Source organism: Streptosporangium sp. NPDC004379 (assembly GCF_042873875.1).
In the GTDB taxonomy this organism is placed as follows: Bacteria; Actinomycetota; Actinomycetes; order Streptosporangiales; family Streptosporangiaceae; genus Streptosporangium.
Map to the genome: position 1 here is coordinate 96,061 of NZ_JBIAMC010000019.1, position 26,410 is coordinate 122,470.

A 26,410-nucleotide genomic window follows, 5' to 3' on the forward strand; every position below is an offset into this window, starting at 1 on the left:
GCCGGGCGTCGAGCGGTCCCCCACGGTCCGGCGCGGTCCGGCGCGGTCCGGCGCGGGAGACGCCGGGACGTCGTCCGGGCTCGGCCTCCGCGGGAGCGGACGGCGGCCCGGACATGCCTCCGATTCTTATACCGGTATAGTATGGCCGGTATAGCTATTGGTTACGTGAGAAGGACGCCGCATGATCGAGATCCTGAGCCCCATCCTGCTGGCCCGCGCGAAGGACACGGGCGCCCTGGTCGCCGACATCCTGCAGACGCTGAAGAGCCGCAGCGCGGTGGGCACGAACCTCATGGACATCGACCGGTGGACCAAGGACATGATCGTCGAGGCGGGGGCGCTGTCCTGTTACGTCGACTACGCGCCGTCCTTCGGGCGCGGCCCGTTCGGCCACCACATCTGCACGGCCGTCAACGACGCCGTGCTCCACGGACGACCGTACGACTACACGCTCGCCGACGGCGATCTGCTGAGCCTCGACCTCGCCGTCTCCAGGGGCGGAGTCGCCGCGGACGCCGCCATCAGCTTCATCGTGGGCGACACGCGGCCCCCGGAGAGCGTCGCGATGATCAATGCGACCGAACGCGCGCTGGCCGCGGGGATCGCCGCCGCCGGGCCCGGGGCCCGCATCGGCGACATCTCCCACGCCATCGGCACCGTCCTCCGCGAGGCGGGATATCCGATCAACACCGAGTTCGGCGGCCACGGCATCGGATCGACGATGCACCAGGACCCGCACGTCCCGAACACCGGACGGCCCGGCCGCGGATACACGCTGCGTCCCGGGCTGCTGCTCGCGCTGGAGCCGTGGGTCATGGCCGACACCGCCGAACTCGTCACCGACGCCGACGGGTGGACGCTCCGGAGCGCGACGGGCTGCCGGACGGCCCACAGCGAGCACACGATCGCCATCACCGACGACGGAGCCGAGATCCTCACCCTGCCGGCGCAGAGCCGGCGGAACCGTCACACGGGAGAGGACGCCGCATGAACCCGCGACCGTCATCGCCCGGAGCGAAGCGGACCGACGAGTCATCCGTACGGATCGGCGTCCTCGTGCCGCTGACCCGGCCCGGCTGGGTCGAGGCGGGCCGGCATCTGCTCGCCGGACTGGAACTGGCCGTCCACGAGGTCAACGACGCCGGCGGGATCGCCGGAAGGCCCCTCGACCTGGTGGTCCGGGACACCGCGGCCGATCCGCAGAGGGCCGCGGAGGCCGTGGACGAGCTGGCCCGCCTGGGCGTGGCCGTCCTGGCGGGCGAGTACCACAGCGTCGTCGCCCGCGCCGCCGCGGCCAGGGCCGACGCCCTCGGCCTGCCGTTCCTCTGCTCGTCGGCGGTTCTCGACGCGCTCACCGAACAGCCGACGGAACGGGTCGCGCGCCTCGCCCCGGCGCAGTCGCGCGGCTGGCGGGTCTACGCGGACTTCCTCCTCGGCGCGGGCCACCGCCGGATCGCCGTGGCGACCCAGCCGAGCGTCTACTGGGCCTCCGGGACCCGCATCCTGCGGGACCACCTCGCTCCCCACGGCGGCGCCGTCGCCGAACTCGACGTGAGCGCGCTCACCCCCGCGGAGGTGTGCGACCGACTCGCCGCCGACGGTGCGACGGCCCTCCTCCTGCTGGTGGGCCACCCGGAGCCGGCGATGCCGATCGTCAGGGCCGTCCGCCGTGACCGGCGCCTCGCCGAGGTCATGATCGGCGCTCCGGCCGGGCAGCCGGAGTTCGCCGGATGGGCGACGGCGCTGGGCGGCGAGGGCGCCGCGATCCCGTTCCTGCGCTACCTGCCCGAGCGCCTCGGGCCGCTCGGCGCACGGGTCGAGGCGGCCCTGCGTGAACGGCTGGCCGAAGCGCCCTCCTTCGTCGCCTTCGAGGGGTACGACACGGTCGCCGTCCTCGCCGACGTGCTGCGGTCCCACGGAACGGACCGGGCGCGCATCGCCGGAGCCTGGCCGCGCGTCGAGGTCGAAGGCACCCGCGGGCCGATCCGGTTCTCCCGCGTGCCGGGCATCGGCGTCCGGCAGTGGGCCTGGGCGCCGATCCAGGTCGTCGATCGGGACCCGGCGAGACCGGATCACTTCCGGGTCCTTCACACCGGCTGAGAGGCCCGGCGCCCGGATCGGTGTCGCCAGACGCAAAGTAGGGCGTCCGCGCTGGTCAGCGGGCCCGGACGACGAGTGGCCTCTCTCCGCTCGGCGTCACCCGGGCCCGCTGATCAGCAGTACACCCACATGGCGTCGTACTTGTTCGCAGGGACGGATCCACTGCTGTTCGCGGGAAGAATCGAATCCCAGACGAAGCTGGACGTGGTGTGGGTGTCGCCAGACCCCTTGTAGTTACCGAACTGGATCCTGTTGCCGCTCGTCTGGTATCTATCGGTCTTGTCGTTGAAGCCCTCATCTCCCATGTTGTGGAACCCGCACCAAAGGGCGTTCCAGACCTTGTCCGGGGATGGGCCCGTGTCGATGGCGCACGCACGGCCGCTCTCGCAGTAGGTCCGGACCACCCCGTCCGCGGACGCGGGCTGGGGAGAGAAGATCATCGCTACCGCGCCCGCGGCCAGAGCCGCGGCCAGAACGTTCCTGGTCTTCCGTATCGGCTTGCGCTGGGCTGAGACGGCGATGGGCATGACGGTCTCCTTCACAAGGGAATGGGTGGAGTGCCGGACGGTTCGGGGAAGCCGGCACGCGTGCTCAAGCACAGGAGTACAGAACGTGAGCATCGTGCTGTCCGGGTGTCGGTGACAGCCGGGGGTGACCGATCTTTCCGCTATCTGCAGATAAATCGCTCATGGGCCGGATGGCTGTCACCACCCTTTCTGAGCCGTTGAGAGATGATTGCGCCCGGCAGGGGGTCGACAGTGCGCCGTCCTTCGTGAGACGGATGAGACGACGTCCCATCGGCCCGTGGCGGTAATGCTTCCCCAGCCGAATCCCGGCCGCAATGCCTTTTGGTCCTGCGCGAAAAGGGACGGACGACCTTGGGTCAACGGAGCCGGATCCCCGGTGGCCGGGCTGCGGGAGGAGCCTGAAGGGTTTTCGGTGGCACTCACGAAGTTTCGGTCGGATATGGCTGTGACCTGTGGTGATGCCGCAGCGTGGGCCTCATGGCGCTGCCGGGCGGACGGGCGGGGCCATCGGGGCGAAGCCGAGGCCGGCCAGTACGGCCGCGCCGCGGGCGGCGTGGTCGCCGCCGGCGAGCACCAGCGTCCGTGCGGACTGGTAGCGGCAGCCGGCGGCGTCGAACGCGTCCACCGTGGCGAGCAACCGCTCCCGGTCGTCGTCGAACAGCGCCCGTGCCCGCTCGACGATGGCACCGGCGACCGGGTTGCCGGCCACGATGGTCCGGGCCTCGGCCAGGCGGTCGCACGCGCCGGGACTCCCGGCGAGCACGGCGGCCTCGGCACGCAGCGCGACATACCAGTGGTGCCAGATCCAGGTGACCCACTTCCACACCTGCTCAGGCTCGGGGGCCATCCGCAGCAGAGCCTCCGACGCCCGCCCGCGGTGCAGGAGGACCATCGAGTCGAAGACCGCACCGTAGCCGAAGGTGTGCTCCGGCGTCGCGCCGAGCCGATCCAGGACTTCTCGCCATTCGCGTCGGGCGGCGTGGTCGTCACGGAGATCGTGGATCATCGCGACAGCGGCCGCCGCCGGGCGGAGAAGCGACCGGGACGGGCTGCCCGCCCGCTGCCACGCGTCGAGGAACCGGACGCCGCCGGTGAGCACCTCGTCGACGTCGCCCACCAGCGCGTCGACCATCAGCAGCCGGCATGTGGCGCGGTGACCGACCTCCGCCAGTGACGGATGGCCGGCCAGCCGGCGTGCCCATCGGCTGGCGTCCCGCACATCCCCCGCGCCGAGGGCGGCCTCGGTGGCTATGCCGAGCGCGTCGATCAGTTCGTGGGTTCCGGCCGGTGAGATCGGCATGGACGACAGGATCGTGATCCGGCGCCGGGCCGTGGCCGCGGTGGCGAACGTGTCACCGGCCCAGCTCTGAGCGCCGGTGAGCGCGTCGAGCGCGGCCGACTCCGCGAGCGGGTCACCGGTCCGGCGGGCGAGCTCGACCGCCCGCTCGGCGTACGCCGTCGTCTCCGGTACGGCGTTGCCGGGCGGGCCCTGGGCGGCGCCGAACGCGTCGGCGAGCACCGCGGCCTCGGCCAGGGCGACCGCGGCCTGTGCGACCGGGTCGTCGCCGGCCCGCTCCCGCGCCTCGGCGACCAGCTCGAGCGCCTCCTCCCCGGACGGGAGGCGCACGAACGTGGTCGAGAACCGGAACGCGACGGTGGCGGCGGTCGCCAGGTCGGCGGCGGCGCCGACCGAGTCGCCGGACCTGCGGGCGGCGTCCGCGGCCGCGAGATGAAGGCGGTACATGTCATCCCCGGCCGTCCGGCAGCCGGCCACGGCCGCGGCCTGCCGGAGCATCGACGCGGTGACGGCGGGGTCGGTCGCGAGCTCGGCCGCCTGCTCGAAGTGCCGCTGCGACTCCCCGACCAGGTTGCGGGTGAAGGACAGTTCCGCCAGGTGCCGGGCGAGTTCGCAGGCGTCCGCGCTCCGCTCCGGCCGGTCGGCCGCCCACACCAGGGCCGCGCGGAGGTCGTCCGCCACCAGGTCGAACCGGGCCCGCCAGTCCGGTCCTGCCACTGCCAGGCCGGCGGCCCGCTCCAGGCACCAGCGGAGGTGCCGGGACCGGGCGCCGGCCAGCTCGCCCGCCTCGGCGAGCCGCTCCGTGCCGTACTGGCGGATGGTCTCCAGCGCCCGGTACTCCGTACCGTCCGGAGTGGCCGTCACCACCAGCAGGCTCTGTTCGGCGAGCCGGGCCAGGACGTCGGCGACCATGCCCTCCTCCGCCCCGGTCACCTCCGCCGCCGCGGCGGCGGTGAACGACGCCGCGAACACCGACACCCGGCGCAGCAGCGCCCGGTCGGCCGGCTCCAGCAGGGCATGGCTCCAGTCCAGCGCCGCCCGTACCGAACGGTGCCGTTCGTCGGCGCGGGAACCGCCGGTGAGCATCCGCAGCGGATGGGACAGCGCGGCGGTGATGCCGTCCAGCCCGAGCGTGGGATACCGGGCGGCGGCCAGCTCGATCGCCAGCGCCATCCCGTCGAGCCGCTCGCAGACGGAGGCGATCCGATCGCGCCGCAGGAGATCCGCCGGCCGGCCGGCCGCCGCCGCCCGCTCCATGAACAACGCGACCGCGTCCGACCCTCCGTCGGCGGCCAGCGACAGCGGCGGGACCGGATACACCCGTTCGAACGGCACCATCAGCCGGGCCCGGCTGGTCGCCAGCACCGTCACCCGGGGGCACGCCGCCAGCAGCCGCCCGAGGAACAGCGCCACCCCGTCCACCACGTGCTCGCAGTTGTCCAGCACCAGCAGCGCCTGACGGTCGGCCAGCGCACCGACCACGGATGCGGTCATGTCGCGGCCGGGCTGCTCTCCGAGGCCGAGCGCCCCGGCGACCGCGGTGGCGATCATTCCCGGGTCGGTGACCGGGACCAGGTCGACGAACCACACCCCGTCGGCGTACTCGCCGGCCGCTTCCGCGGCCACCGCCAGCGCGAGCCGGGTCTTGCCCACGCCGCCGGGACCGGTCGCGGTCACCTGCCGGTGCGCCTTGATCAGCTCGGTCAGTTCGGCCCGCTCGCTCTCCCGGCCGACGAACGAGGTCAGCGAGGTCGGCAGAACCGGTGCCGGGTGGGACGGGCCGGCGCCGGACGGCTCGGGTGCGCGCCGGGCGAGCGCGCGCCGATCCGGAGCCTCCAGCTTGCGCAGCAGCGAGGAGACATGGCTTTCCACGGTGCGCACTGAGATGTACAGCCGTGCCCCGATCTCGGCGTTGCTGAGATGGGCCCCGACCAGTTCCAGCACCTCGGCCTCCCGAGGTGAGATGTCCGCTCCTGCAACCACCGTCATAGTTTGCCGCACCCCCGTCAGAGGGTCGGCGGGGAACCGGACCGCCCGCCCGTCCGGTGCGACCCGGCGCCTCCGGGGAGGCGGTGGGTCACACCGGCGGGCACGGTACGGATCTCCGCCGCGGAACCTCCGGAAACGGGCCCCAGGGCCTCCACGGGCCCGGCGGCCCCGGCGACTCTGGTGGCCCCGGCGGCTCCGGTCAGGCGCCGACGTAGGCCGCGAGGTGCTCGCCGGTGAGGGTGGAGCGGGCGGCGACGAGGTCGGCGGGCGTGCCCTCGAAGACGATCCGGCCGCCGTCGTGGCCGGCGCCGGGACCGAGGTCGATGATCCAGTCGGCGTGCGCCATGACCGCCTGGTGGTGCTCGATGACGATGACCGACTTGCCGGAGTCGACGAGCCGGTCCAGCAGGCCGAGCAGCTGCTCGACGTCGGCGAGGTGCAGGCCGGTGGTCGGCTCGTCGAGGACGTACACGCGATTGAGGCGAGAGGAGCGCGAGCTTGCTCGTGCTCCCGAGCCGATTGAGTGTGTCGAAGCCGACGCAGTCGGCGAACTCACGCCGCCCTTCTCGGCCATGTGGGTGGCCAGCTTGAGCCGCTGCCGCTCGCCGCCGGACAGGGTGGTGAGCGGCTGGCCGAGGCTGAGGTAGCCGAGCCCGACGTCGGCGAGCCGGGCGAGGATGGCGTGCGCGGCCGGCGTGCGCGCCTCGCCGGCGCGGAAGAACTCCTCGGCCTCGGTCACCGGCATCGCGAGCACCTCGCTGATGTCACGGCCGCCGAAGCGGTACTCCAGCACCGACGCCTGGAAACGCTTTCCCCCGCACTCCTCGCAGACGGTGGCGACGCCGGCCATCATCGCCAGGTCGGTGTAGATGACGCCGGCGCCGTTGCAGTTGGGGCAGGCGCCCTCGGAGTTGGCGCTGAACAACGCCGGCTTCACACCGTTGGCCTTCGCGAACGCCTTGCGGATCGGGTCGAGCAGCCCGGTGTAGGTCGCCGGGTTGCTCCGCCGCGACCCGCGGATCGCGCTCTGGTCGACCGACACGACGCCCGCGCCGGCCGGGATCGACCCGTGCACGAGCGAGCTCTTGCCGGAGCCGGCGACGCCCGTGACGACGACGAGCACCCCGAGCGGGACGTCGACGTCGACGTCCCGCAGGTTGTGCGCCGTCGCGCCGCGGATCTCCAGCTTCCCGGTCGGCGTCCGCACCGTCTCCTTGAGGGCGGCCCGGTCGTCGAAGTGGCGGCCGGTGAGGGTGCCGCCGGCCCGCAGCCCCTCGACGGTGCCCTCGAAGCAGACGGCGCCGCCCGCCGTACCGGCGCCGGGGCCGAGGTCGACGACGTGGTCGGCGATCGCGATCGTCTCCGGCTTGTGCTCCACGACGAGCACCGTGTTGCCCTTGTCGCGCAGCCGCAGCAGCAGGTCGTTCATCCGCTGGATGTCGTGGGGGTGCAGGCCCGTGGTGGGCTCGTCGAAGACGTAGGTGACGTCGGTGAGGGAGGAGCCGAGGTGGCGGATCATCTTGGTGCGCTGCGCCTCGCCGCCCGACAGGGTGCCCGACGGCCGGTCGAGCGAGAGGTAGCCCAGCCCGATCTCCACGAACGAGTCGAGGGTCTGCTGCAACGTGGCCAGCAGCGGCGCCACCGACGGCGCGTCGAGGCCGCGGATCCATCCGGCCAGGTCGCTGATCTGCATCGCGCAGGCGTCGGCGATGTTGACGCCCTTGATCCGTGAGGAGCGGGCGGCCTCGTTGAGCCGGCTGCCGCCGCACTCGGGGCAGGCGGTGAAGGTGACCGCCCGCTCCACGAACGCCCGGATGTGCGGCTGCAGCGCCTCCTTGTCCTTGGACAGGAACGACTTGCGGATACGCGGGATCAGACCCTCGTAGGTCAGGTTGATGCCCTCGACCTTGATCTTGGTCGGTTCCCGGTGGAGCAGGTCGTGGAGCTCGGTCTCGGTGAACTCGCGGATCGGCTTGTCGGGGTCGAAGAAGCCGCAGCCGGCGAAGATGCGGCCGTACCAGCCGTCCATGCTGTAGCCGGGGATCGTGAGCGCGCCCTCGTTGAGCGACTTGCCGTCGTCGTAGAGCTGGGTCAGGTCGATGTCGTTGATCCTGCCCATGCCCTCACAGCGGGGGCAGGCTCCGGCGGGCTCGTTGAAGCTGTAGTGGAACGACGGCCCGGCGCTCGGCTCGCCGAGCCGGCTGAAGAGGATCCGCAGCATCGCGTTGGCGTCGGTGGCGGTGCCGACGGTGGAGCGGGAGTTGGCGCCCATCCGCTCCTGGTCGACGATGATCGCCGTGGTCAGCCCCTCCAGCACGTCGACCTCCGGCCGCGCCAGCGTCGGCATGAAGCCCTGCACGAAGGCGCTGTAGGTCTCGTTGATCAGCCGCTGCGACTCTGCGGCGATCGTGCCGAACACCAGCGAGCTCTTGCCCGAGCCGGAGACGCCGGTGAACACCGTGAGCCTGCGCTTGGGGATCTCGACGCTGACGTCCTTGAGGTTGTTCTCCCGTGCGCCCTGGACGCGGATCAGGTCGTGGCTGTCGGCGAGGTGCGACGAGGGCGACTGCGGGTTCGTCCTCGGGGCCATGCGGTGTCTCCGTTCGTTGCGGGGGATGGTCGGGCCCGCCTTCGGCCTGCGCCGGCGTCGCCCTGGATGATCCAACCAGGTGCGGGCGACATTTCCGGTCTCCTTCCGGTGGCGCGCGGCTTCCCGGCCGGGCGTTCAGCGCGTCTCGTTGATGCGGACCAGGTTGCCCGCGGGGTCGCGGAAGGCGCAGTCGCGGACACCGTACGGCTGCTCGGCCGGCTCCTGGACGACCTCGGCGTCACCGGCCCGGAGCCGCTCGAAGACTCCGTCGAGGTCCTCGGTGGACAGGACGATGGTGGCGTAGGTGCCCTTGGCCATCATCTCGGCGATGACGCGGCGCTCGTCCGCGGTGACGCCGGGGTCGGCGGCCGGCGGGTACAGGACGATGGACGTGCCGGGCCGCCCGGGGGGAACGACCGTGATCCAGCGCATCCCGCCGTAGCCGACGTCGTCGCGGACCTCGAAGCCGAGGACGTCACGGTAGAAGGCCAGGGAGGCGTCCGGATCGTCGTGCGGCAGGAAGACCGTGTGGATGGCGATGTCCATGCCGGTCACCCTATCCGCGGCTCCGCGACCGGCACTTCTCGATTCCTGACCGGTCTGGTCACCTGTTTGGCCACGCATGACGGCATCCCCGCGGTCGCGTCCGCCGCGTGGCGGCGGTAGGCGCCGGGCGAGATGCCGACCAGTTCGGTGAAGCGGGTGCTGAAGGTGCCGAGCGAGGAGCAGCCGACGGCGAAGCAGACCTCGGTGACGCTGAGGTCGCCGCGGCGCAGCAGCGTCATGGCGCGCTCGATGCGCCGCGTCATCAGGTAACTGTACGGGGACTCGCCGTAGGCGAGCTTGAACTCGCGGCTGAGGTGCCCGGCCGACATGCTCGCGCCGCGGGCGAGCGCCTCGACGTCCAGCGGCTGCGCGTACTCCCGGTCGATCCGGTCGCGGACGCGCCGCAGCCGCGCGAGGTCGCGCAGTCGCTGCGCCGCGGAGGATCTGCCGGTCACACCGGAAATCGTACGGCCCGCCACCGACAGTACGGCGGGAGCCGTCGCGGGGGCCGGGAAGGACACGCGCGTACCGTCCGGCCTGCATCGATATCGGCTCCCCTATCGATGCGCGGGCAAGATCGATATTGGACATCCCAAGATCGGCCCTGGTCTGCTGGACGGCGCCGACGTCCGGCCCCGATGGTCCCGTACGACCGCGGGGAGAGTGAGAGCAGGTGCCACCGAATGTCCTTCGAACCTCCTTCCGGCCTGTCCCGCCGCGCCGTGCTGGCCGCCACGGCCATCGTGCCGCTGGCGGGCCAGGAGGCCCGGGCGTCCGCCGCCGCGCCGGAGAGCGCGCGGTCCCACTACGACCGCGCGGCCAGGCTGGCGGGTGACGACCCGATCCTGCGGAACATCGTCAGAGCGCTCTCCCCGGGCGCCGTGCCGCCGTCCCCGGACCCCGTCGAACCGCTCAGGATCTTCGACGACGTGGCGGTGGTGACGACCGGCTTCGTCTCGGTCACGGCGATCCTGACGTCCGAAGGCGTGATCCTGATCGACGCGCTCGGGTCGCCGGAGGAGGCCGAGAAGGTCCTCGTCCCCGGGCTGCGCGCGGTGGGCGTGGACCCGGCGGAGATCCGGTACGTGGTGGCCGCCCACGGCCACGACGACCATTTCGGCGGCGCCCGCCACCTCGCCGAACGGTACGGGGCCAGGGTCATGATGAACCGGGCCGACTGGAAGATCGCCGCCGCATCCTCCCCCGCCCACGGGAGTTACCTGGACATCTCCGACGGACAGCGGCTGACCCTCGGCGGCACGACGGTGGTGTTCCACCGCACCCCCGGCCACACCCCCGGGACCGTCTCGGCGATCTTCCCCGTGCGGTGGAGGGGGAGGCGGCACACCGCGATGCTGTGGGGCGGGACCAACCCTCCCGCAGACACGACGGGAAAGCGTGCCCTGCTGTCCTCGGTGCGGAGGTTCGCCTCCCACATGAGGCGAGCGGGAGTGGACGTCGAGCTGAACAACCACGGGGCCTGCGACCAGGGCCTGGTGCGCATGGAGCGGCTCCGCGCCGGGTCCGCGGGCCCGGAGAACCCGTTCGTCATCGGCCGTTCCAGGGCGCAGCGGTTCATGGACGTGATGGAGGAGATGCTCCGCGGCCGCATCGCCACCGACCGGGAGACCGGGCGCGCCTGAGCCGCCCCGACCGAGTCCGGTCCGCGCGCGACCGCTCTAGGATCGGGTCATGCCCCTGACCGCGAACGACGTCGACCGGTTCGAGGCGTCCAGGCCGCGCCTGGAGGCCATCGCCTACCGCCTCCTCGGCTCCGCCGCGGAGGCCGAGGACGTCGTGCAGGAGACGTTCCTGCGCTGGCAGGCCGCCGACGTCGACCGCGTCGAGGTCCCCGAGGCGTGGCTGACGAAGGTCCTCACCAACCTGTGCCTCAACCAGCTCTCCTCAGCGCGGGCGCGCCGCGAGACCTACGTGGGCCAGTGGCTGCCCGAGCCTCTGCTCGACGGGGACCCGATGCTCGGCCCGGCCGAGACCGCCGAGCAGCGCGAGTCGGTCTCCTACGCGGTCCTCGTCCTCATGGAGCGCCTCTCCCCCGCCGAGCGGGCGGTGTACGTGCTGCGGGAGGCGTTCGGCTACCCGCACCGGGAGATCGCCGAGATCCTCGGCGTCACCGAGGCCGCCAGCCAGCAGATCCTCCACCGCGCCAAGAAGCACGTCGCCGACGGCAGGGCCCGCACCGAGATCGACGAGGCCGCCACCCGGCGGATCGTCGAGGAGTTCCTCGCGGCCGCCGCCAGCGGCCGGACCGAGCCGCTCGTGCGCCTGCTCACCGGGGACGTCATCGCGATCGGCGACGGCGGCGGCAAGATCCCGGCCCGCGCCGGAGCGTTCGAGGGCGTCACCGCGGTCGCGAGGTTCCTGCGGGGCCTGTTCAAACCCGGCGGGGCCAAGCGCGCCCTGGCCGGCGGCTCGCCCGGGGTCTACGCCTGGACCGCCAACGGCGAGCCCGCCGCCGTGGCCGTCGTGGACGGCCGGGTCGTCGGCGTCATGTGCCTGGAGGTCACCGCCGGGGGCGTCGTCGCGGTCCGCAACCAGGTCAACCCCGACAAGCTCGAACGCGCGACCGCGCGCTGGGCGGCCGCCGACCACGGAGAGCCCCTGTTCCACGTCTTCTGATCCGCCGCTGAACGCGGTGTGAGGTGCTTCACACCGCGTCCCTGTCAGGAAACGGCGGGCCGCCCGGTTCAAGGGGCGAAACCGTACGCCGGCGGAAGCCGTACACGACAGGAGAAGGAAATGCAGCACCGCATCCTCGTCCTCGGAGCCGGATACAGCGGAGCCATCGCCGCCGGCCGCCTCGCCAGGCGGCTGCGCCGCGAGGACGTCGCCATCACCCTCGTCAACGCCGAGCCCGACTTCGTGGAACGCGTCCGCATGCACCAGCTGGCGGCCGGCCAGGACCTCACCCCCAGGCCGCTCGGCGAGATGTTCGCGGGCACCGGCGTCGAGCTGAGGATCGCGAAGGTCACCGGCGTCGACGCCGACCGCCGGACCGTCTCCGTCACCGGCACCGACGGCGCCGCCGAACTCGCCTACGACACGCTCGTCTACGCCCTCGGCAGCGCCTGGAACGCCCAGGGCGTCCCCGGGGTCGCCGAGCACGCCCACGAGATCGCCGGCCGTCCCGGGGCGCTCCGGCTGCGCGAGCGCCTGGCCCGTCTCGCCGCCGGGCGGACCGTGCTCGTCGTCGGCGGCGGCCTCACCGGCCTGGAGGCCGCCACCGAGATCGCGGAGGCCCGCCCGGACCTCGAGGTGGCCCTCGCCGCCCGCGACGGCCTCGGCGACTGGCTCTCCCCCAAGGGGCGCGAGCACCTGCGGAAGGTCTTCGGCAGGCTCGGGATCACCGTGCACGAGCACACCGACGTCGCCCGCGTCGAGGCCGGCCGCGTCGTCACCGCCGGCGGCGGGACCATCCCGGCCGCGGTCACCGTGTGGACCACCGGCTTCGCGGTCCACCCGATCGCGAAGGCCACCACCCTGGAGGTCACCGGCACCGGTCAGATCGCGGTCGACGCGACCATGCGCTCGGTCTCGCACCCGGACGTGTACGCCGTCGGCGACGCGGCCATGGCGATGGGCCCGGGGGACAAGCCGTTGCGGATGTCGTGCGCCTCGGGCGCTCCGGCCGCGTTGCAGGCCGCCGACGCGATCGCGGCGCGCCTGACCGGCGGGAAGCTCCCGGACGTGCCGATCCGCTACTTCAACCAGTGCATCTCGCTGGGCCGCGGGGACGGCCTGATCCAGTACGTCACCGCCGACGACCGCGCCGTGCGGGCGGCGCTGACCGGACGGCTCGCCGCCGTCTACAAGGAGCTGGTCTGCAAGGGGGCCGCCTGGGCGGTCGCCAACCCGACGTTCGGGCTGCCGGGCCGGCGCCGCCCCGTCACGCGGGGGCGGACCGCGGCGGGCGAGGCCGCCAAGGCCACGGCGTAGACCGGCGCCGGCGCGGTCACCGGCCGCCGGTGAGCCTGCCGTCGGTCATGGTCAGGACGGTGTCGACCAGGGACAGGGCCGAGGCGTCGTGGGTGACCATCACGGTCGCCAGGCCGTTGTCCCTGGTGAGCCCGGCCAGCAGGGTGACGATCCGCTCGCCGCGCTGGTGGTCGAGGGCGCTGGTGGGCTCGTCCACCAGCAGGACGCCGGGGGTGTTCATCAGGGCGCGGGCGATGTTGACCCGCTGACGCTCGCCGCCGGACAGCTGGTGGGGCCGCCTGCCCTCCTTGCCGTCCAGGCCGACGGCGTGCAGGAGCTCGCGGGCCCGCGGGACCGCGGCGGCGGGCCTGGCGCCCGTGAGGTGGGCCATGACCAGGAGCTGGTCGAGCGCGGTCAGCGCTGGAAGCAGGTTGGGCTGCTGGAAGACGATCCCGACGTGGTCGCGGCGGATCCGGGTCCTGGCGGCCTGGCCGGCGTCGGTGACGTCCGTCCCGGCCACCGACACGGTGCCGGAGGCGGGACGGATGAGCGTGGCGGCGACGGCCAGCAGGCTGGACTTCCCCGAACCGGACGGGCCGACGACCGCGGTGAACTCGCCGGGTGCGACCGCCAGGTCGACGTGGTCCAGGGCGGTGAGGACACGGTCGCCGTCGGGGTAGGTCAGGACGACGTCGGTGAGCTTGAGGGTCATCGGGAGGCTCCCAGGGCGGTCAGCGGGTCGACGGAGGTGATCTTGCGGATGGCCAGGGCCGCGCCGGCGGCGCCGAGGAGGACCATCACGGCCACGGGGACGACCGTGGTGGCGGCGGACAGTACGAAGGGCACGGTGCCCGCGGCCAGCGCGCCGAGGGCGGCGCCGAGCAGGCCGCCGAGACCGGCGCCGAGCAGCAGCACGATGACGGCCTGGGCGAGCGCGTCGCGCAGCAGGTAACCGGTGCCGGCGCCCAGCGCCTTGAGCACGGCGACGTCACCGCGCCGCTGGATGGTCCACACGGTGAAGAAGGCGCCGATGACCAGGGCGGAGATGGCGAACAGCAGGCCGCGCATCAACTGCAGCGAGCCGTTCTCCGAGGTGTACGAGCCGATCGCGGCCGGTGCGTCGGCCAGCGGGACGGTGACGGTGCCGAGCCGGGCGTCGGCCGCGGCGAGATCGGCCCGGCCGCCGGTGCGCAGGGCCAGGACGGTCGCCGCGGTGTCGGGGCCGGTCTGGCCCCGCACCCCGGCGGTCCAGTCCTCGATGGCGATCCAGGCGACCGGGGCGTGGCTGTAGGAGACCGGACCGGTGGTTCCGGCGACGGTGAGGTCCTTCCCGAGCAGCCGCACCGTGTCCCCCGCCTCCCCCATGGACGGGTCGCCCTCGCCGGCCAGGGCCTCCGACAGCACCACCGTGCCGGGGCGCAGTGATCGGGGGGCGAGGCTCCCCCCGGGCTGTACGGCGAAGACGGCCGCGGCGGCGCCGCGGTCGCCCCGGTCGCCGCGGGTCAGGCGGGCCATGGACACGCCCAGGCGTTCGGCCCGGACACCGTCGAGGTCCCGCCAGCCGCGCCAGGCGCCCTCGCCGATCCGGCTGTCGGCGAAGGAGGGGTCGCCGCCGCCGGCGAAGACGATGTGGTCGGCCGGCAGGTCCTCGATCGCGGAGACGTTCTCGCGGGCCAGGCCGGCGGTCAGTCCGGACAGCATGGTCACCAGCAGCGTGATGAGTACGACGACGGTCCCCATGAGGGCGAACCGCCCCTTGGCGAAACGCAGGTCTCTGAGCGCCACGAACACGGCGCATCCCCCCGGTCGGTTGTCGATGGTCCGGGCTTCTCCCGGCGCCCGGAGTCCGGGCTCTTCCCGGTGTCCGAAGGCCGGGCACCGGGGCTTCTCCCAGCGTCCGGGATCCGGCCCGCCCGGCGCGTCATGCCCGCGGCCCGCCCGGGATCGCCCGTACGGTGACCCGGGGTACACCTTTCGGACGACGCGACGGATGGAATTTTTCGCCTACTCTGAGCGAGAAATGATGAACTATCCGTTTCCTCCGGCGCTGCGGCTGCTGCGGTGGACCGTCCACGGCACCTTCGCGGCCCTGCTGGCCGTCGCGCTGATCGGCCTGCTCCGCCGCGGCCACGCACCCCTGGCCGCGGCCGGCGTACCGCTGGGCGTGCTGTACGCGGCGGGGATCGTCATCGAGGGACGGCTGCCGCGCTTCGGCGGCCGCGCGCACCTGCTGCTGGGCCGGATCTGGCTCGTGGCGATCACCCTCGGCTGGGCCGGGCTGGCGCTGGCGGCCCCGCAGTACGTCTGGCTGGCCTTCCCGCTGTTCTTCGCCCACCTGCACCTGCTGCCGCCGCCGGTCGCCCTGCCCGGCGTGGCCGTGCTGACCGCCGCCGCCGTCGCCGCGACCGGCTGGCACACCGGGGGCCTGACCGGGGCCCAGGTGGTCGGCCCGGTCGTCGGCGCGGCCGTCGCCACGCTGATGGGCCTGGTCTACAAGGCCCTGCACGCCGAGAGCGAGCAGCGGCGCAGGCTGATCGACGACCTGGTGCGCACCCGGGACAGGCTCGTCGAGGCCGAACGCGAAGGCGCCCGCCTGGCCGAACGGGAACGCCTGGCCCGGGAGATCCACGACACCCTGGCCCAGGGGATGTCCAGCATCATCCTGCTGCTGCGCGCCGCCCGCGCCGACCTGGCCCGCGACCCGGAACTGGCCGGGACGCGCGTCGACGAGGCCGAACGCGCCGCCCAGGACAACCTGGAGGAGGCGCGCAACTTCGTGCGGGCCCTGGCGCCGCCCGCCCTGCAGCACTCCTCGCTCACCGCGGCGCTGCGCCGCATCAGCGACGCGGCGGTGGCCGGCACCGGCACCGAGGTGCGCTTCGAGGTGTCGGGCGTCCCGCTGCCGCTGCCGGCCGACTACGACCAGGTGCTGCTGCGCATCGCCCAGGGCGCTCTCGGCAACGTCAGCCGGCACGCCGCCGCCCGGCACGCCGCGGTCACCCTCACCTACCTCGACGACACGGTCGTGCTCGACGTCGTCGACGACGGCCGCGGCTTCGCCCCCGGCCCGCCCGCCCGTTTCCATGAGGACGGCGCCCGCGAGGACGGAACCGGTGATGATGGCGCCGGCCGCGGAACCAGCCGCGGGACCGGCTTCGGTCTGCGCGCGATGCGCGACCGCGTCACCGCGCTGGGCGGCGCCCTGACCGTGGAGTCCGTCCCCGGCGAGGGAACCGCGATCGCGGCGGCACTGCCGCTGCCGTCCGGGAGCGCGCCATGACGGCGGTGATCCGGATCCTGCTGGTGGACGACCACCCGGTGGTCCGCTCCGGGCTGTGCGCCATGCTGACCGGCCAGGACGACTTCGAGCTGGCGGGCCAGGCCGCCACCGGGGAGGAGGCCGTCGAGATGGCCCGCCGCCTGTCCCCGGACGTGGTGCTGATGGACCTGCGGCTCGGGCCCGGCATGCACGGCAGCGAGGCCACCCGCCGCATCGTCGCGGCGGGCGGTCCACGCGTGCTGGTGCTGACCACCTTCGACACCGACGCCGACATCCTGGCCGCCGTCGACGCCGGCGCGACCGGCTACCTCCTCAAGGACGCTCCCCGGCACGAGCTGCACGCGGCGATCCGCTCGGCCGCCGCCGGCGGCAGCGCCCTGGCGCCCAGCGTCGCCTCCCGTCTGCTGGGCCGGATGCGCACCCCGGACACCACCCTGAGCCCCCGCGAGCTGGAGGTGCTCACCCGGGTCGCCGAGGGCCTGTCGAACCGGGAGATCAGCAGGCGGCTGTTCCTCAGCGAGACCACGGTCAAGACGCACCTGGTGCGCGTCTACGCCAAGCTCGGCGTCGACTCGCGCACCGCCGCGGTGGCCGCGGCCACCAGGCGCGGCCTCATCCGCCCCGCCTGATCCCGGCCCGGCCTGAACCCGGCCCTGTCCGAACCTGGCCCGTCCTGATCTCTGCCCCGCCTGACCGCGGCCTGCCGGCTTCCGGATCCGTCTGATCCCGGCCTGCCCGCTCCCGGCCCGACGCCCGAGCCGTTCCGGCTCCTCCACGCCCGGCCGGAGCCGGAGGCGAGGTCAGGGCGCGGTCAACGCCGCTTCGAGGGCCGCGCCGTTGCGTTCCAGCCAGGCCTCCCGGCGTTTGATCTGGTCGCCGACACCTTCGTCCCACATCCTCGCCCAGCCGCCGCCCCGTTCCTCGGCGAGTCTCTTCATCGAGAACCACGACCGCCGCGCGCGCAGCACGGCCACCTCGACGAGGCGGGAGCGGTCGGTCTCCGACATCCCGTAGGCGTCGGCGAGGATCCGGCAGCGGCGCGGCACGTCCACCCCGCGCAGCGGCGGGCCGGCGTCGGCGGGGTCGCCCAGCGGAGCCCAGTACAGCATCGCGTTCAGCGGCTCCTCCACCCGGGCGACCGGTTTGGCCAGGTCGAAGTCGATCAGTGCGGCCGCCCGGCCGTCCCGGAAGACGATGTTGTCCGGCGTGTAGTCCATGTGCCCGACCAGCTCGGCCGGGTAGGGCGGCGCGGGCGGCATGCCCGGCGCCTCCGAGATCCCGGCGCCCGGACGCACCCCCTCGGGGACGGAGAAGCCCGCGACGGCCTCGTCGTAGGCGCGCACCAGGCGCCCGACGGAGACCAGCCGCTCCTCGTCGGCGACCCACTCCGGCCTGGGGCGTCCGGCGACCTCACCGGGGACGAAGGTCAGCACCTCGCGCCCGGCCGCGTCGATGCCGAGGAACCGCGGGGCGCCCGCGAACCCGACCTCCTCCAGGTGGCGCAGCAGCGCGTGGACGAGCGGGGCGTTGGGCCCGACCGGGCGTCGGACCGTGTCGCCGACGCGCACCACCCCCTCGGTGACGTCCCCGCCGACCAGGGGTATCTCGGGCTGGGACTCGGCCGGTTCGGCGTACGTGACGGGATGCATGAGGATCATTGTCCTCCCGGAGTCCCCCGGCATGAGATCCGCTCCGGCGGTCCTCCTGGGGCAGGGCCCGCCTCCGGCGCCCGGGAGGGCCCGTTCCGCAGCGGTTCAGCCGCGGGGGGCGGCGGTGCCGCGGTCGGTGTCCGGCCCCATGGCCTTGAGGAAGGCGTCGACGAGGGTGTCGGCGTACTGCGCCGTGAGCGGGCCGGAACGCAGCAGCCAGCGCTGGTAGAGGGGGGCGTACAGCAGTTCGAGCGCCAGGTCGGGGTCGGCGTCGGCGGCGAGCTGCCCGGCGCGCTGCGCACCGCGCAGCCGGGCCTTCTTGGCCTCGTCCACCGGACCGGCCAGCTTCTCGAGGTAGAGGGCGGTCAGGGCGGGGTCGTCTCATCGTCGGCGCCGCGTCCTACGACATGGTGCAGCAGGACCTCCAGGACCGGGCGGCGAAGTACCGCGCCTGGGAGCACCTCAGCCGCAGGGCGCCCGGATGATCTTCCCGCGGGACGGAGAGCGTGCCGGCCGGGGCGCCGGGGCGTGGCGTACGTCCCCGGCGGGGACGCCGGACACGCGCCCGCCTCCTCCGCTTGCATAGTCATGCAGTGCTATGTATATACTTCTACTCGTGTCCAAGGTGCTCACTTCTCTGCCTGTCGGTGAACGGGTCGGGATCGCCTTCTCCGGCGGCCTCGACACCTCTGTTGCGGTCGCGTGGATGCGCGAGAAGGGTGCGGTGCCATGCACCTACACCGCTGAGATCGGCCAGTACGACGAACCCGACATCGCCTCGGTGCCCGGGCGCGCCACCGCGTACGGCGCGGAGATCGCCCGGCTGGTCGACTGCCGGGCCGCCCTCGTGGAGGAGGGCCTCGCGGCCCTGGCCTGCGGGGCGTTCCACATCCGCTCCGGCGGCCGCGTCTACTTCAACACCACCCCGCTCGGCCGGGCCGTCACCGGCACCCTGCTGGTGCGCGCCATGCTCGAGGACGGCGTGCAGATCTGGGGCGACGGCTCCACCTTCAAGGGCAACGACATCGAGCGGTTCTACCGCTACGGCCTGCTGGCCAACCCTTCCCTGCGGATCTACAAGCCGTGGCTGGACGCCGACTTCGTCACCGAGCTCGGCGGCCGCAAGGAGATGTCGGAGTGGCTGCTCGCCCACGACCTGCCCTACCGCGACAGCACCGAGAAGGCGTACTCCACCGACGCCAACATCTGGGGCGCGACCCACGAGGCCAAGGCGCTGGAACACCTCGACGCGGGCATCGAGATCGTCGACCCGATCATGGGCGTCCGGTTCTGGGACCTGTCCGTCGAGATCCCCGTCGAGGACGTCACGATCGGTTTCGAGCAGGGCCGCCCGGTGACGATCAACGGCAAGGAGTTCGCCTCCTCCGTCGACCTGGTGCTGGAGGCCAACGCCATCGGCGGCCGGCACGGCATGGGCATGTCCGACCAGATCGAGAACCGGGTCATCGAGGCCAAGAGCCGGGGCGTCTACGAGGCGCCGGGGATGGCGCTGCTGTTCGCCGCCTACGAGCGGCTGGTCAACGCGATCCACAACGAGGACACCCTCGCCAGCTACCACAACGAGGGCCGGCGGCTGGGCAGGCTGATGTACGAGGGCCGCTGGCTGGACCCGCAGGCGCTGATGCTGCGGGAGTCGCTGCAGCGCTGGGTCGGCACGGCGATCACCGGCGAGGTGACCCTGCGGCTGCGCCGCGGCGACGACTACTCGATCCTCGACACCTCCGGACCGGCGTTCAGCTACCACCCGGACAAGCTGTCGATGGAGCGGACCGCGGACTCCGCCTTCGGCCCGGTCGACCGCATCGGCCAGCTGACCATGCGCAACCTCGACATCGCCGACTCCCGCGCCAAGCTGGAGCAGTACGCCCGGCTCGGCATGGTCGGCAGCGGCCACCCGCAGCTGATCGGCGCCGCGCAGGCCGCCTCGACCGGGCTGATCGGCGCGATGTCCGAGGGCGGCGCCGAGGCGATCGCCTCCCGCGGCGAGGCCCCCGCCGACGAGGTGCTGCTCGACCAGGCCGCGATGGAGTCCGGCACCGACTGACCGGCCACCACGTGAAGGCGGTCTCCCGATCCGGGAGGCCGCCTTCACGATCAGGGGATTCCTCGGCTTGATGGAGCAAACGGGGAGGCGTCCGCACCGGGTCATGTGCCGGGTCTTCATCCGGAGAACCGACGACCCGGCGGTTTCCCCGTATCAGGACGGGAGCGGCGCGTCGTGCAGCAGCAAGGCCGCCTGCACCCGGTTCGCGCAGTCCAGTCTGGTGAGGATGCGGCTGACGTAGGTCTTGACGCCGGCCTCGGTCATGTGGACGCGCCGAGCCACCTGGGCGCTGGACAGCCCCTGCGCCACCGGGGCGAGGATGTCGGCTTCGCGCGCGGTGAGGGCGGCCGGCGCACGTCGTCGCCCGGCACCGCCGTGTCGAGGACCTGACGGGCCACGGGCGGTGACAGGTAGGCGTGTCCGGCGTGGGCGGCGCGGACCGCCCGGATCAGTTCGTCGGGGGCGCATGTCTTCGGCACGAAACCGGACACGCCCTGCGCGCACCGGCCGGGCGTCGCGGGGCGGGGCGGGGACGCGATATGGCGGAACGACGGGATTTCCCGGGTTCGCCGGTGACGCTTCGATCACTTTCGGTAAGATCTCATGTGTGTCCCGTTATCGGCCGCGATACATCCGGCCGGAAGGCGGCGTCCGCCGGGCGCCGCCGCCAGGGACCGGGGGGCCGCTCCCGGCTACCCTCGAAGAAGCGGGACCTGACTGCTGATACCAGCCAGGTCCCTTACCCCCAAGGTAAGGGAAGATCACCGTGAGCATCGAGGACAGCGCACTGCGGCTCGCCTCCGCGCTGGAGACCGAGGTGATCCAGATCCGGGCCGACCAGATGGAGGCCGCCGAAAGCCTGACCGTCCGGATCAACGGAGTGGCGAACAACCTCAAGGAGATGGGGGCGAAGGTCCAGGCGCTGCGCGAGGAGGTGCAGGACGTGAAGGCGTCCCAGACCCAGATGCTGGAGATCCTGGTCGACATCCAGCGCCGCCTGCCCTAGCTCCGGCCGGCCGGGCCGTACGGCGGGCGCGGCACACGATTGTCAGGCTGTCTTGATGTCAAGGCGGCCTGACGAAATACTCGGGACATGACCACTCCTGAGGACCTTGAACGCCGGTTCACGCTGCTGAACGCGGTCGCGCGTTACGACGCGCTGCGCATCCGGGAGGCGCTCGCGCCGCCGCCCGAGGAGGACGACGAACCCGAGGCCGCGTCGTCCGGCCTGGACGCGCCGCCCCTGACACGCGAGGAGGCGCTGGAGCTGCTCGCGCTCGGCGAGGTGATCGCCCGCAAGGCGGCCCAGGGACGCCAGCTCACCGTACGGTCGGCCCGCCGGGCCGGCGCCCCGTGGTCCCGGATCGGCGCCGCCCTGGGCACCACCAGGCAGGCCGCCTGGGAGGCGCACAACCGGTGGATCGACGAGCAGTCCCGGCAGGGGGACGACGGCCATTGGGGCTGGAGCGGTGACGAGGCGGCGGCCGCCCGGGCGCTCGCCGGCGACCCCGCGGACGAGGAGGCCCCGGGCGGGGGCGCGTCGCGGGACGACGCCGCCGCTTGTCAGGATTCACCTGACGGGCTAGAGTCGCGGTCACCCGTCAGGAAAACCCTGACAAAAGCTGCCTCGGAGGATCGCATGACCGCCCCATCCCTGGCCGACGAGCGGATCCACTGCTCGTTCTGCGCGAAGCCGAAGAGCGACGTGGACAAGGTGGTCGCCGGTCCCGGCGTCTACATCTGCAACGAGTGCGTGGGGCTGTGCAACATCATCCTCGACACGCCGGCCGAGCCGTCGGAGGAGGCCGAGATCCCCTGGCCGGACCGCATGACCGATGAGCAGATCCTCGAGTTCCTGCCGCGCGTCGCCACCGTGAGCGCCCAGGTCGACGAGAGCCTGCAGGTCTGGGTGGGCCGGCTGCGCGACCGCGGCGTCACCTGGGCCAGGATCGGCGCCGCCCTGGGCATGACCCGGCAGTCGGCCTGGGAGAGGTTCTCCGGCGAGGAGTGAGGCCGCCCCGCCGTACGGAGGATCCCACCACCTGCACCACACCCACGCTCATGCCCCCGCCGCGCCGGCGGGGGCATGAGCGTTTCCGGCGGGGCGGGCGCTCCATCCCACCGGCGGGTCACGGCCACGGCCCCTCGGGAGCCGGTCGGCGGGCCACCGCCGCGGCGCCCCCGGATGTCAGCCGCCGGGCCGCGGCCGCGGATCTCCGGATGTCAGCCGCCGGGCCTGCTCACGGCCCACTTCGGCGGTCCGGTGGAGGTAGTCGGCGATGACCTCCAACTGCTCGTCGGTGTAGTGATCCAGCGCCGCGCCGAACGCCCGGCCCGGGACGTCCCACGCCTCCTCGATCCGCCCGGCCGCGTCGGGGACCAGGGCGACGAGGGCGCGCCTGCGGTCGTTCGGGTCGGGCAGGCGCCGTACGAAACCGGCCTTCTTCAGGCGGTCGACCAGCCGGGACGCCGATCCCGACGCCAGGCCCGTGAGCCGGGCGATCTCGCCGGTCGTCACCGGTCCGGGCTCCAGGTCGAGCAGCGCGATGCACTGCACGTCGGTGGGGTGCAGTCCGATCCGGTCGGCCATCGCCTGGTTGAACAGCGTGTAGGCGGCGTAGTGCCGCTGACTCTCCCCCACGACGCGCGCGAGCAACTCCGATCGGTTTGACACCCGGTGCCTCCATGCCTCAAATTTATCTTCGTCACAAAGATTATTCGTCACACAGATTCTTTCTATCAAAGAGTCTGCGTCGCGTCGCATCTTATGCGCCTCCTGAAAAGGGACCCGTAGGTCCTCACTCTCCGGTGCCGCATCCGCCGCACGGCGACGCGCCGTCCTCATTCGCCGCGGCCCCGTACGGCCCATGCCACGCACGGCCCCGCACGGCCCCGGCGCACCATCGAAAGGAACCATCGAGATGACCGTTCTCGTCACCGGAAGCCGCGGCGCCGTCGCCCGGGCCCTCATCGGCCTGCTGCGTGAGCGCGCCCTCCCTGTCCGCGTGGCGTCCAGCCGGCCCGACGGCCCGGACACCGTCCGATGCGATCTCACCGACCCGTCCACCTTCGCCGCCGCGCTCAAGGGCGTGACCTCGGTCTTCCTGTACGCCAACCCGTCGTACGCCGAAGCGTTCGCCGAGGAGGCCGTCCGCGCCGGCGTCGAGCACATCGTGCTGCTGTCCTCCTCCTCGGTTCTCGCCCCTGACGCCGGGGACAGCCCGGTGGCGAAGTCCCACCTGGACGTGGAGAGGGCGCTCGATGCCTCTTCCGTCCGGTCGACGTCGCTGCGGCCCGGCTCGTTCGCGGGCAACGCGCTCGCATGGAGCCGGAGCGTGCGGTCGGGCCGGCCGATCAGCCTGCCCTTCCCCGGCTCCCACAGCGACCCGATCCACGAGTCCGACATCGCCGAGGCCGCCCTCGCCGTGCTCGCCGACCCGGGCCTGGGCGGGCGACCGTACACCCTCACCGGCCCGGAGTCGCTCACCTTCGCCGAGCAGATCGGCATCCTGAGCCGGATGACCGGCCGTCCTGTCCCCTTCCGCGAGGTCACCCGCGAGGAGTGGAAGCGGGAGACGGCCGGATACATCCCCGCCCCCTACGCCGACTCGCTGCTGGACTGGTGGCAGTCCTGCGACGGACGTCCCGTCGAACTCACCCGGGCCGTGCCGGAGCTGACCGGCCACCCCGCGCGCACCTTCGCGACCTGGGCCCGGGACCACGCGGGCGACTTCCGGGCGGACCGCCCGTGACCGGGGAGCGGGACGCGGAGGCCGGGGCGGCCTGACCCGGCGGGGCCGTGGGACGATGCATCAGGCCCATCCGACGAACGGTTGCCGAGGAGGTGGCGGTGGCGTCCCGACCACGGCCCGACGGCGCACCCTCCTCCGAGCCGTCCCGGGGCGGCGGCGACCGGCTCGCGCGCCGGCTGGGCACCGGCGACGCGGTGGTCATCGGGCTCGGGTCGATGATCGGGGCGGGGGTGTTCGCCGCGTTCGGCCCCGCCGCGCGTGCCGCCGGCGCCGGTCTGCTGATCGGGCTGGTGGTCGCCGCGGTGATCGCGTACTGCAACGCGGTCGCCTCCGCGCAGCTGGCGGCGGTCTACCCGGTCTCCGGCGGCACCTACGTCTACGGCCGCGAGCGCCTGGGGCACTGGTGGGGGTTCACCGCCGGGTGGGGTTTCGTCGTCGGCAAGACCGCGTCTTGCGCCGCCATGGCGCTCACCTTCGCCTCCTACGCGCTGCCCGGCCCCTGGTGGGCGCAGCGCGCCCTGGCCGTCGCGGCGGTGCTGGGGCTGACCGCGCTGAACTACCACGGGGTGACCAGGACGGCCCTGCTCACCCGGGTGCTCGTCGCCACCAGCCTGACCGCCCTGGCCGTCGTGGTGGCGGGCATCGCGGCGGGCGGCCACACCGACCCGGCGAACCTGGGCGGCGGGCGGGTGACGGGCGGCGTCTACGGCGTCCTGCAGGCCGCGGGGCTGCTGTTCTTCGCCTTCGCCGGCTACGCCCGCATCGCCACCATGGGCGAGGAGGTCCGCGACCCGCGCCGCACCATCCCGCGGGCGATCGAGATCGCCCTGTTCGTCGCCGTGGCCGTCTACCTGGTGGTCGGGGTCGCGGCGCTGCTGGCGGCCGGGCCGTACCGGCTCGCCGCCTCCGGTGCGCCGCTGACCACCGCGGTCGAGGCGGCGGGCGCCGGCTTCCTGGCCCCGGTGGTGCGGGCGGGCGGCGCGCTGGCGGCGCTGGGGGCTCTGCTGGCCCTGATCGCCGGTGTCGGCCGCACCGTCCTGGCCATGGCCCGCAACCGCGACCTGCCCGGCGGGCTCGCCGCCGTCCATCCCCGCCACCGGGTGCCGCACCACGCCGAGATCGCCCTGGCGGTGGTGGTCTGCGTCCTGGTGTCCGTCGCCGACCTGCGCGGCGTGATCGGCTTCTCCTCGTTCGGCGTGCTCGTCTACTACGCGATCGCCAACGCCTCGGCGTTCACCCAGCCCGCGGCCGACCGCCGCCGGCCGCGCTGGCTCAACGTGCTCGGCGTCGCCGGCTGCCTGACCCTGGTGGTCACCCTGCCGTGGCAGTCGGTGCTCGCCGGCGCGGCCATGTTCGCCGCCGGACTGGCCGGCCGGTGGCTGGTCCTGCGGCGCCGGGCGGCGCCGGCCGCGTCCGGTGGTCGAGGCCGGACGGCACCGTAGCGTGACCCGTCCACGGGGCCGCCGGTCCACGCGTGTGTTTACACCGCCTTCCTCAGGAAAGGTCAGGCGGACTCTGGGAAGTCCGCGCGGGCGCGGTCCGTGCCGATCGTCCCCCTCGGGGAGGCGGCGGTCACCGGGTTCCGCCCGTGGCGCTTCGGGAGCGGGGACGTCTCGGCGGCCCCGCCCCGAGCCGGGCTTCGCGGTCTTCCCCTAGAGTGCTTACGTCCCCCGCGCCCGGGGTCCCGGCCCGGCGGCGCGTGCCGACCCCGTCTGAGGGCCCGCGGGCCCGACCGAGGAGCCACCGTGACCGATCCGGCATCCATGTCCCTGCAGCAGGAGATCGCCCGGGATCTCCGGGTGAGCGTGTCCTTCGACGCGCAGCGGGAGATCGAGCACCGGGTCGCCTTCCTCACCGCCCAGCTGACCTCCACGGGCCTGCGCGCGCTGGTGCTGGGCATCAGCGGCGGAGTGGACTCCACCGCCGCGGGCCGGCTGTGCCAGCTCGCCGTCGAGCGGGTCCGCGCCGCCGGGCGGGAGGCGACGTTCTACGCGATGCGGTTGCCGTACGGTGACCAGGCCGACGAGAAGGACGCGCGGCTGGCGCTGGAGTTCATCCGGCCCGACCAGGTCCTGACCGTGGATGTGAAGCCCGCCAGCGACGCCGCGCTGGAGGCGCTGCTGGCCGGTGGCATGGCCTTCCGCGACGCCCACCAGCAGGACTTCGTGCACGGCAACATCAAGGCGCGGCAGCGCATGATCGTCCAGTTCGCGGTGGCGGGCGCGCACGGGGGGCTGGTCGTGGGGACCGACCACGCCGCCGAGGCGGTCTCCGGCTTCTTCACCAAGTTCGGTGACGGCGCGGCCGACGTGGTGCCGCTCGCCGGCCTGACCAAGCGGCGGGTACGGGCCGTGACCCAGGCTCTGGGCGCGCCGCCGGAGCTGGTCGGCAAGATCCCGACCGCGGACCTGGAGACGCTGAACCCGGGCAGGCCCGACGAGGAGGCGCTCGGCGTCGCCTACGACCACATCGACGACTTCCTGGAGGGCGAGCCGGTCGATGGGGCCGCCTTCGAGACGATCGTCCGCCGCTACCGGCTCACCGAGCACAAGCGGCAGCCGCCGATCGCCCCCTGAGCGTCTCCCCCGGCGCCCACCCGCCCCGGAATCTCCGGGGCGGGTGGGCGCCGCCGTTTGACGGGGGCGCCGCCTCCCCTCTAGCCTCGGCCTCGACACAGAAACT

At 73.3% G+C, this 26,410-nt stretch carries 24 protein-coding genes; 13 read left to right on the forward strand and 11 right to left on the reverse strand.

Annotation, left to right across the window (positions count from 1 at the left end; all coding sequences use genetic code 11):
- Positions 1–181 precede the first annotated feature (181 nt).
- On the forward strand, positions 182–991 hold the full coding sequence (gene map, locus ACFYSC_RS31400) for a type I methionyl aminopeptidase (RefSeq protein WP_389968842.1): 810 nt from the start codon (positions 182–184) through the stop codon (positions 989–991).
- Positions 988–2,100: an ABC transporter substrate-binding protein gene (locus ACFYSC_RS31405; protein WP_389968844.1), complete on the forward strand. Its 1,113-nt coding sequence runs from the start codon at positions 988–990 to the stop codon at positions 2,098–2,100. Before map ends, ACFYSC_RS31405 begins: the two co-directional genes overlap by 4 nt.
- 113 nt (positions 2,101–2,213) lie before the next feature.
- Here the strand turns inward: ACFYSC_RS31405 and ACFYSC_RS31410 are convergent, their stop codons facing one another.
- The 5 genes from ACFYSC_RS31410 to ACFYSC_RS31430 all read right to left on the reverse strand — a co-directional run bounded on the left by ACFYSC_RS31410 (position 2,214) and on the right by ACFYSC_RS31430 (position 9,513).
- Positions 2,214–2,627: a hypothetical protein gene (locus ACFYSC_RS31410; protein ID WP_389968846.1), complete on the reverse strand. Its 414-nt coding sequence runs from the start codon at positions 2,625–2,627 to the stop codon at positions 2,214–2,216.
- A gap of 475 nt (positions 2,628–3,102) precedes the next feature.
- Positions 3,103–5,907, reverse strand: a complete 2,805-nt coding sequence (locus ACFYSC_RS31415) for an ATP-binding protein (protein ID WP_389968848.1) — start codon at positions 5,905–5,907, stop codon at positions 3,103–3,105.
- A 205-nt stretch (positions 5,908–6,112) separates the two neighbouring features.
- Positions 6,113–8,503 carry an excinuclease ABC subunit UvrA gene (locus ACFYSC_RS31420; RefSeq protein ID WP_389968850.1) on the reverse strand — a complete coding sequence of 797 codons (2,391 nt, stop codon included), beginning with the start codon at positions 8,501–8,503 and terminating at the stop codon, positions 6,113–6,115.
- Positions 8,504–8,638: 135 nt separating this feature from the next.
- Entirely contained in the window at positions 8,639–9,049 is a 411-nt protein-coding gene (locus ACFYSC_RS31425) for a VOC family protein (protein WP_389968852.1), read from the reverse strand.
- 5 nt (positions 9,050–9,054) lie between these two features.
- Positions 9,055–9,513 (reverse strand): helix-turn-helix transcriptional regulator, encoded by a 459-nt coding sequence (locus tag ACFYSC_RS31430; protein WP_389968924.1) that lies wholly within the window; start codon positions 9,511–9,513, stop codon positions 9,055–9,057.
- Between the two features lie 219 nt (positions 9,514–9,732).
- Here ACFYSC_RS31430 and ACFYSC_RS31435 point away from each other — a divergent pair, with 219 nt between their 5' ends.
- The 3 genes from ACFYSC_RS31435 to ACFYSC_RS31445 all read left to right on the forward strand — a co-directional run bounded on the left by ACFYSC_RS31435 (position 9,733) and on the right by ACFYSC_RS31445 (position 13,003).
- The gene (locus tag ACFYSC_RS31435) at positions 9,733–10,692 is read left to right on the forward strand and encodes an MBL fold metallo-hydrolase (protein ID WP_389968854.1); all 960 of its coding nucleotides are present in this window, start codon (positions 9,733–9,735) and stop codon (positions 10,690–10,692) included.
- A gap of 49 nt (positions 10,693–10,741) precedes the next feature.
- Complete coding sequence (locus ACFYSC_RS31440) at positions 10,742–11,686, forward strand: RNA polymerase sigma-70 factor (protein ID WP_389968856.1); 945 nt, start codon at positions 10,742–10,744, stop codon at positions 11,684–11,686.
- 120 nt (positions 11,687–11,806) lie between these two features.
- Positions 11,807–13,003: an NAD(P)/FAD-dependent oxidoreductase gene (locus tag ACFYSC_RS31445; RefSeq protein WP_389968857.1), complete on the forward strand. Its 1,197-nt coding sequence runs from the start codon at positions 11,807–11,809 to the stop codon at positions 13,001–13,003.
- 16 nt (positions 13,004–13,019) lie between these two features.
- Here ACFYSC_RS31445 and ACFYSC_RS31450 read toward each other — a convergent pair whose 3' ends face one another.
- Positions 13,020–13,694, reverse strand: a complete 675-nt coding sequence (locus tag ACFYSC_RS31450) for an ABC transporter ATP-binding protein (protein WP_389968859.1) — start codon at positions 13,692–13,694, stop codon at positions 13,020–13,022.
- The gene (locus ACFYSC_RS31455) at positions 13,691–14,773 is read right to left on the reverse strand and encodes an FtsX-like permease family protein (RefSeq protein WP_389968861.1); all 1,083 of its coding nucleotides are present in this window, start codon (positions 14,771–14,773) and stop codon (positions 13,691–13,693) included. The genes ACFYSC_RS31450 and ACFYSC_RS31455 overlap by 4 nt, the downstream gene beginning before the upstream one ends.
- A gap of 229 nt (positions 14,774–15,002) precedes the next feature.
- Here ACFYSC_RS31455 and ACFYSC_RS31460 point away from each other — a divergent pair, with 229 nt between their 5' ends.
- Positions 15,003–16,262 (forward strand): sensor histidine kinase, encoded by a 1,260-nt coding sequence (locus tag ACFYSC_RS31460; RefSeq protein ID WP_389968863.1) that lies wholly within the window; start codon positions 15,003–15,005, stop codon positions 16,260–16,262.
- On the forward strand, positions 16,259–16,891 hold the full coding sequence (locus tag ACFYSC_RS31465; RefSeq protein WP_389968865.1) for a response regulator: 633 nt from the start codon (positions 16,259–16,261) through the stop codon (positions 16,889–16,891). Before ACFYSC_RS31460 ends, ACFYSC_RS31465 begins: the two co-directional genes overlap by 4 nt.
- 171 nt (positions 16,892–17,062) lie before the next feature.
- Here ACFYSC_RS31465 and ACFYSC_RS31470 read toward each other — a convergent pair whose 3' ends face one another.
- Together ACFYSC_RS31470 and ACFYSC_RS31475 are read right to left on the reverse strand one after the other, a co-directional pair.
- The gene (locus ACFYSC_RS31470) at positions 17,063–17,911 is read right to left on the reverse strand and encodes a phosphotransferase (protein ID WP_389968867.1); all 849 of its coding nucleotides are present in this window, start codon (positions 17,909–17,911) and stop codon (positions 17,063–17,065) included.
- 105 nt (positions 17,912–18,016) lie between these two features.
- A complete protein-coding gene (locus ACFYSC_RS31475; protein WP_389968869.1) occupies positions 18,017–18,244 on the reverse strand; it encodes a TetR-like C-terminal domain-containing protein in 228 nt (75 codons plus the stop codon).
- 283 nt (positions 18,245–18,527) lie between these two features.
- On the opposite strand from ACFYSC_RS31475, the gene argG reads away from it, so the two are divergent.
- Entirely contained in the window at positions 18,528–19,976 is a 1,449-nt protein-coding gene (gene argG / locus ACFYSC_RS31480) for an argininosuccinate synthase (RefSeq protein ID WP_389968870.1), read from the forward strand.
- A gap of 153 nt (positions 19,977–20,129) precedes the next feature.
- On the opposite strand, the gene ACFYSC_RS31485 is transcribed toward argG, so the two are convergent.
- On the reverse strand, positions 20,130–20,444 hold the full coding sequence (locus ACFYSC_RS31485) for a response regulator transcription factor (protein ID WP_389968872.1): 315 nt from the start codon (positions 20,442–20,444) through the stop codon (positions 20,130–20,132).
- A 298-nt stretch (positions 20,445–20,742) separates the two neighbouring features.
- Here ACFYSC_RS31485 and ACFYSC_RS31490 point away from each other — a divergent pair, with 298 nt between their 5' ends.
- Both ACFYSC_RS31490 and ACFYSC_RS31495 read left to right on the forward strand, forming a co-directional pair.
- Positions 20,743–20,982, forward strand: coding sequence for a hypothetical protein (locus ACFYSC_RS31490; RefSeq protein ID WP_389968874.1), 240 nt, complete (start codon positions 20,743–20,745; stop codon positions 20,980–20,982).
- An 87-nt stretch (positions 20,983–21,069) separates the two neighbouring features.
- Positions 21,070–21,987, forward strand: a complete 918-nt coding sequence (locus ACFYSC_RS31495; protein WP_389968876.1) for a ClpX C4-type zinc finger protein — start codon at positions 21,070–21,072, stop codon at positions 21,985–21,987.
- Positions 21,988–22,164: 177 nt separating this feature from the next.
- Here the strand turns inward: ACFYSC_RS31495 and ACFYSC_RS31500 are convergent, their stop codons facing one another.
- On the reverse strand, positions 22,165–22,650 hold the full coding sequence (locus ACFYSC_RS31500; protein ID WP_389968878.1) for a MarR family winged helix-turn-helix transcriptional regulator: 486 nt from the start codon (positions 22,648–22,650) through the stop codon (positions 22,165–22,167).
- A gap of 247 nt (positions 22,651–22,897) precedes the next feature.
- Here ACFYSC_RS31500 and ACFYSC_RS31505 point away from each other — a divergent pair, with 247 nt between their 5' ends.
- From ACFYSC_RS31505 to nadE, 3 genes are all read left to right on the forward strand, one after another.
- Positions 22,898–23,728, forward strand: coding sequence for an SDR family oxidoreductase (locus tag ACFYSC_RS31505; RefSeq protein WP_389968880.1), 831 nt, complete (start codon positions 22,898–22,900; stop codon positions 23,726–23,728).
- 98 nt (positions 23,729–23,826) lie between these two features.
- Positions 23,827–25,170 (forward strand): APC family permease, encoded by a 1,344-nt coding sequence (locus ACFYSC_RS31510; protein WP_389968882.1) that lies wholly within the window; start codon positions 23,827–23,829, stop codon positions 25,168–25,170.
- A gap of 303 nt (positions 25,171–25,473) precedes the next feature.
- Positions 25,474–26,304: an ammonia-dependent NAD(+) synthetase gene (nadE, locus tag ACFYSC_RS31515; RefSeq protein WP_389968884.1), complete on the forward strand. Its 831-nt coding sequence runs from the start codon at positions 25,474–25,476 to the stop codon at positions 26,302–26,304.
- Positions 26,305–26,410: the final 106 nt, after the last annotated feature.

Coding starts and splice junctions, on each gene's coding strand:
- ACFYSC_RS31445 (WP_389968857.1), top strand. CDS start 11,807: ATGCAGCACCGCATCCTCGTCCTCGGAGCCGGATACAGCGGAGCCATC.
- ACFYSC_RS31420 (WP_389968850.1), bottom strand. CDS start 8,503: ATGGCCCCGAGGACGAACCCGCAGTCGCCCTCGTCGCACCTCGCCGAC.
- ACFYSC_RS31505 (WP_389968880.1), top strand. CDS start 22,898: ATGACCGTTCTCGTCACCGGAAGCCGCGGCGCCGTCGCCCGGGCCCTC.
- ACFYSC_RS31450 (WP_389968859.1), bottom strand. CDS start 13,694: ATGACCCTCAAGCTCACCGACGTCGTCCTGACCTACCCCGACGGCGAC.
- ACFYSC_RS31495 (WP_389968876.1), top strand. CDS start 21,070: ATGACCACTCCTGAGGACCTTGAACGCCGGTTCACGCTGCTGAACGCG.
- ACFYSC_RS31465 (WP_389968865.1), top strand. CDS start 16,259: ATGACGGCGGTGATCCGGATCCTGCTGGTGGACGACCACCCGGTGGTC.
- map (WP_389968842.1), top strand. CDS start 182: ATGATCGAGATCCTGAGCCCCATCCTGCTGGCCCGCGCGAAGGACACG.
- ACFYSC_RS31460 (WP_389968863.1), top strand. CDS start 15,003: ATGATGAACTATCCGTTTCCTCCGGCGCTGCGGCTGCTGCGGTGGACC.
- ACFYSC_RS31435 (WP_389968854.1), top strand. CDS start 9,733: ATGTCCTTCGAACCTCCTTCCGGCCTGTCCCGCCGCGCCGTGCTGGCC.
- ACFYSC_RS31410 (WP_389968846.1), bottom strand. CDS start 2,627: ATGCCCATCGCCGTCTCAGCCCAGCGCAAGCCGATACGGAAGACCAGG.
- ACFYSC_RS31425 (WP_389968852.1), bottom strand. CDS start 9,049: ATGGACATCGCCATCCACACGGTCTTCCTGCCGCACGACGATCCGGAC.
- ACFYSC_RS31405 (WP_389968844.1), top strand. CDS start 988: ATGAACCCGCGACCGTCATCGCCCGGAGCGAAGCGGACCGACGAGTCA.
- ACFYSC_RS31470 (WP_389968867.1), bottom strand. CDS start 17,911: ATGCATCCCGTCACGTACGCCGAACCGGCCGAGTCCCAGCCCGAGATA.
- ACFYSC_RS31440 (WP_389968856.1), top strand. CDS start 10,742: ATGCCCCTGACCGCGAACGACGTCGACCGGTTCGAGGCGTCCAGGCCG.
- ACFYSC_RS31485 (WP_389968872.1), bottom strand. CDS start 20,444: ATGCGCCCCCGACGAACTGATCCGGGCGGTCCGCGCCGCCCACGCCGG.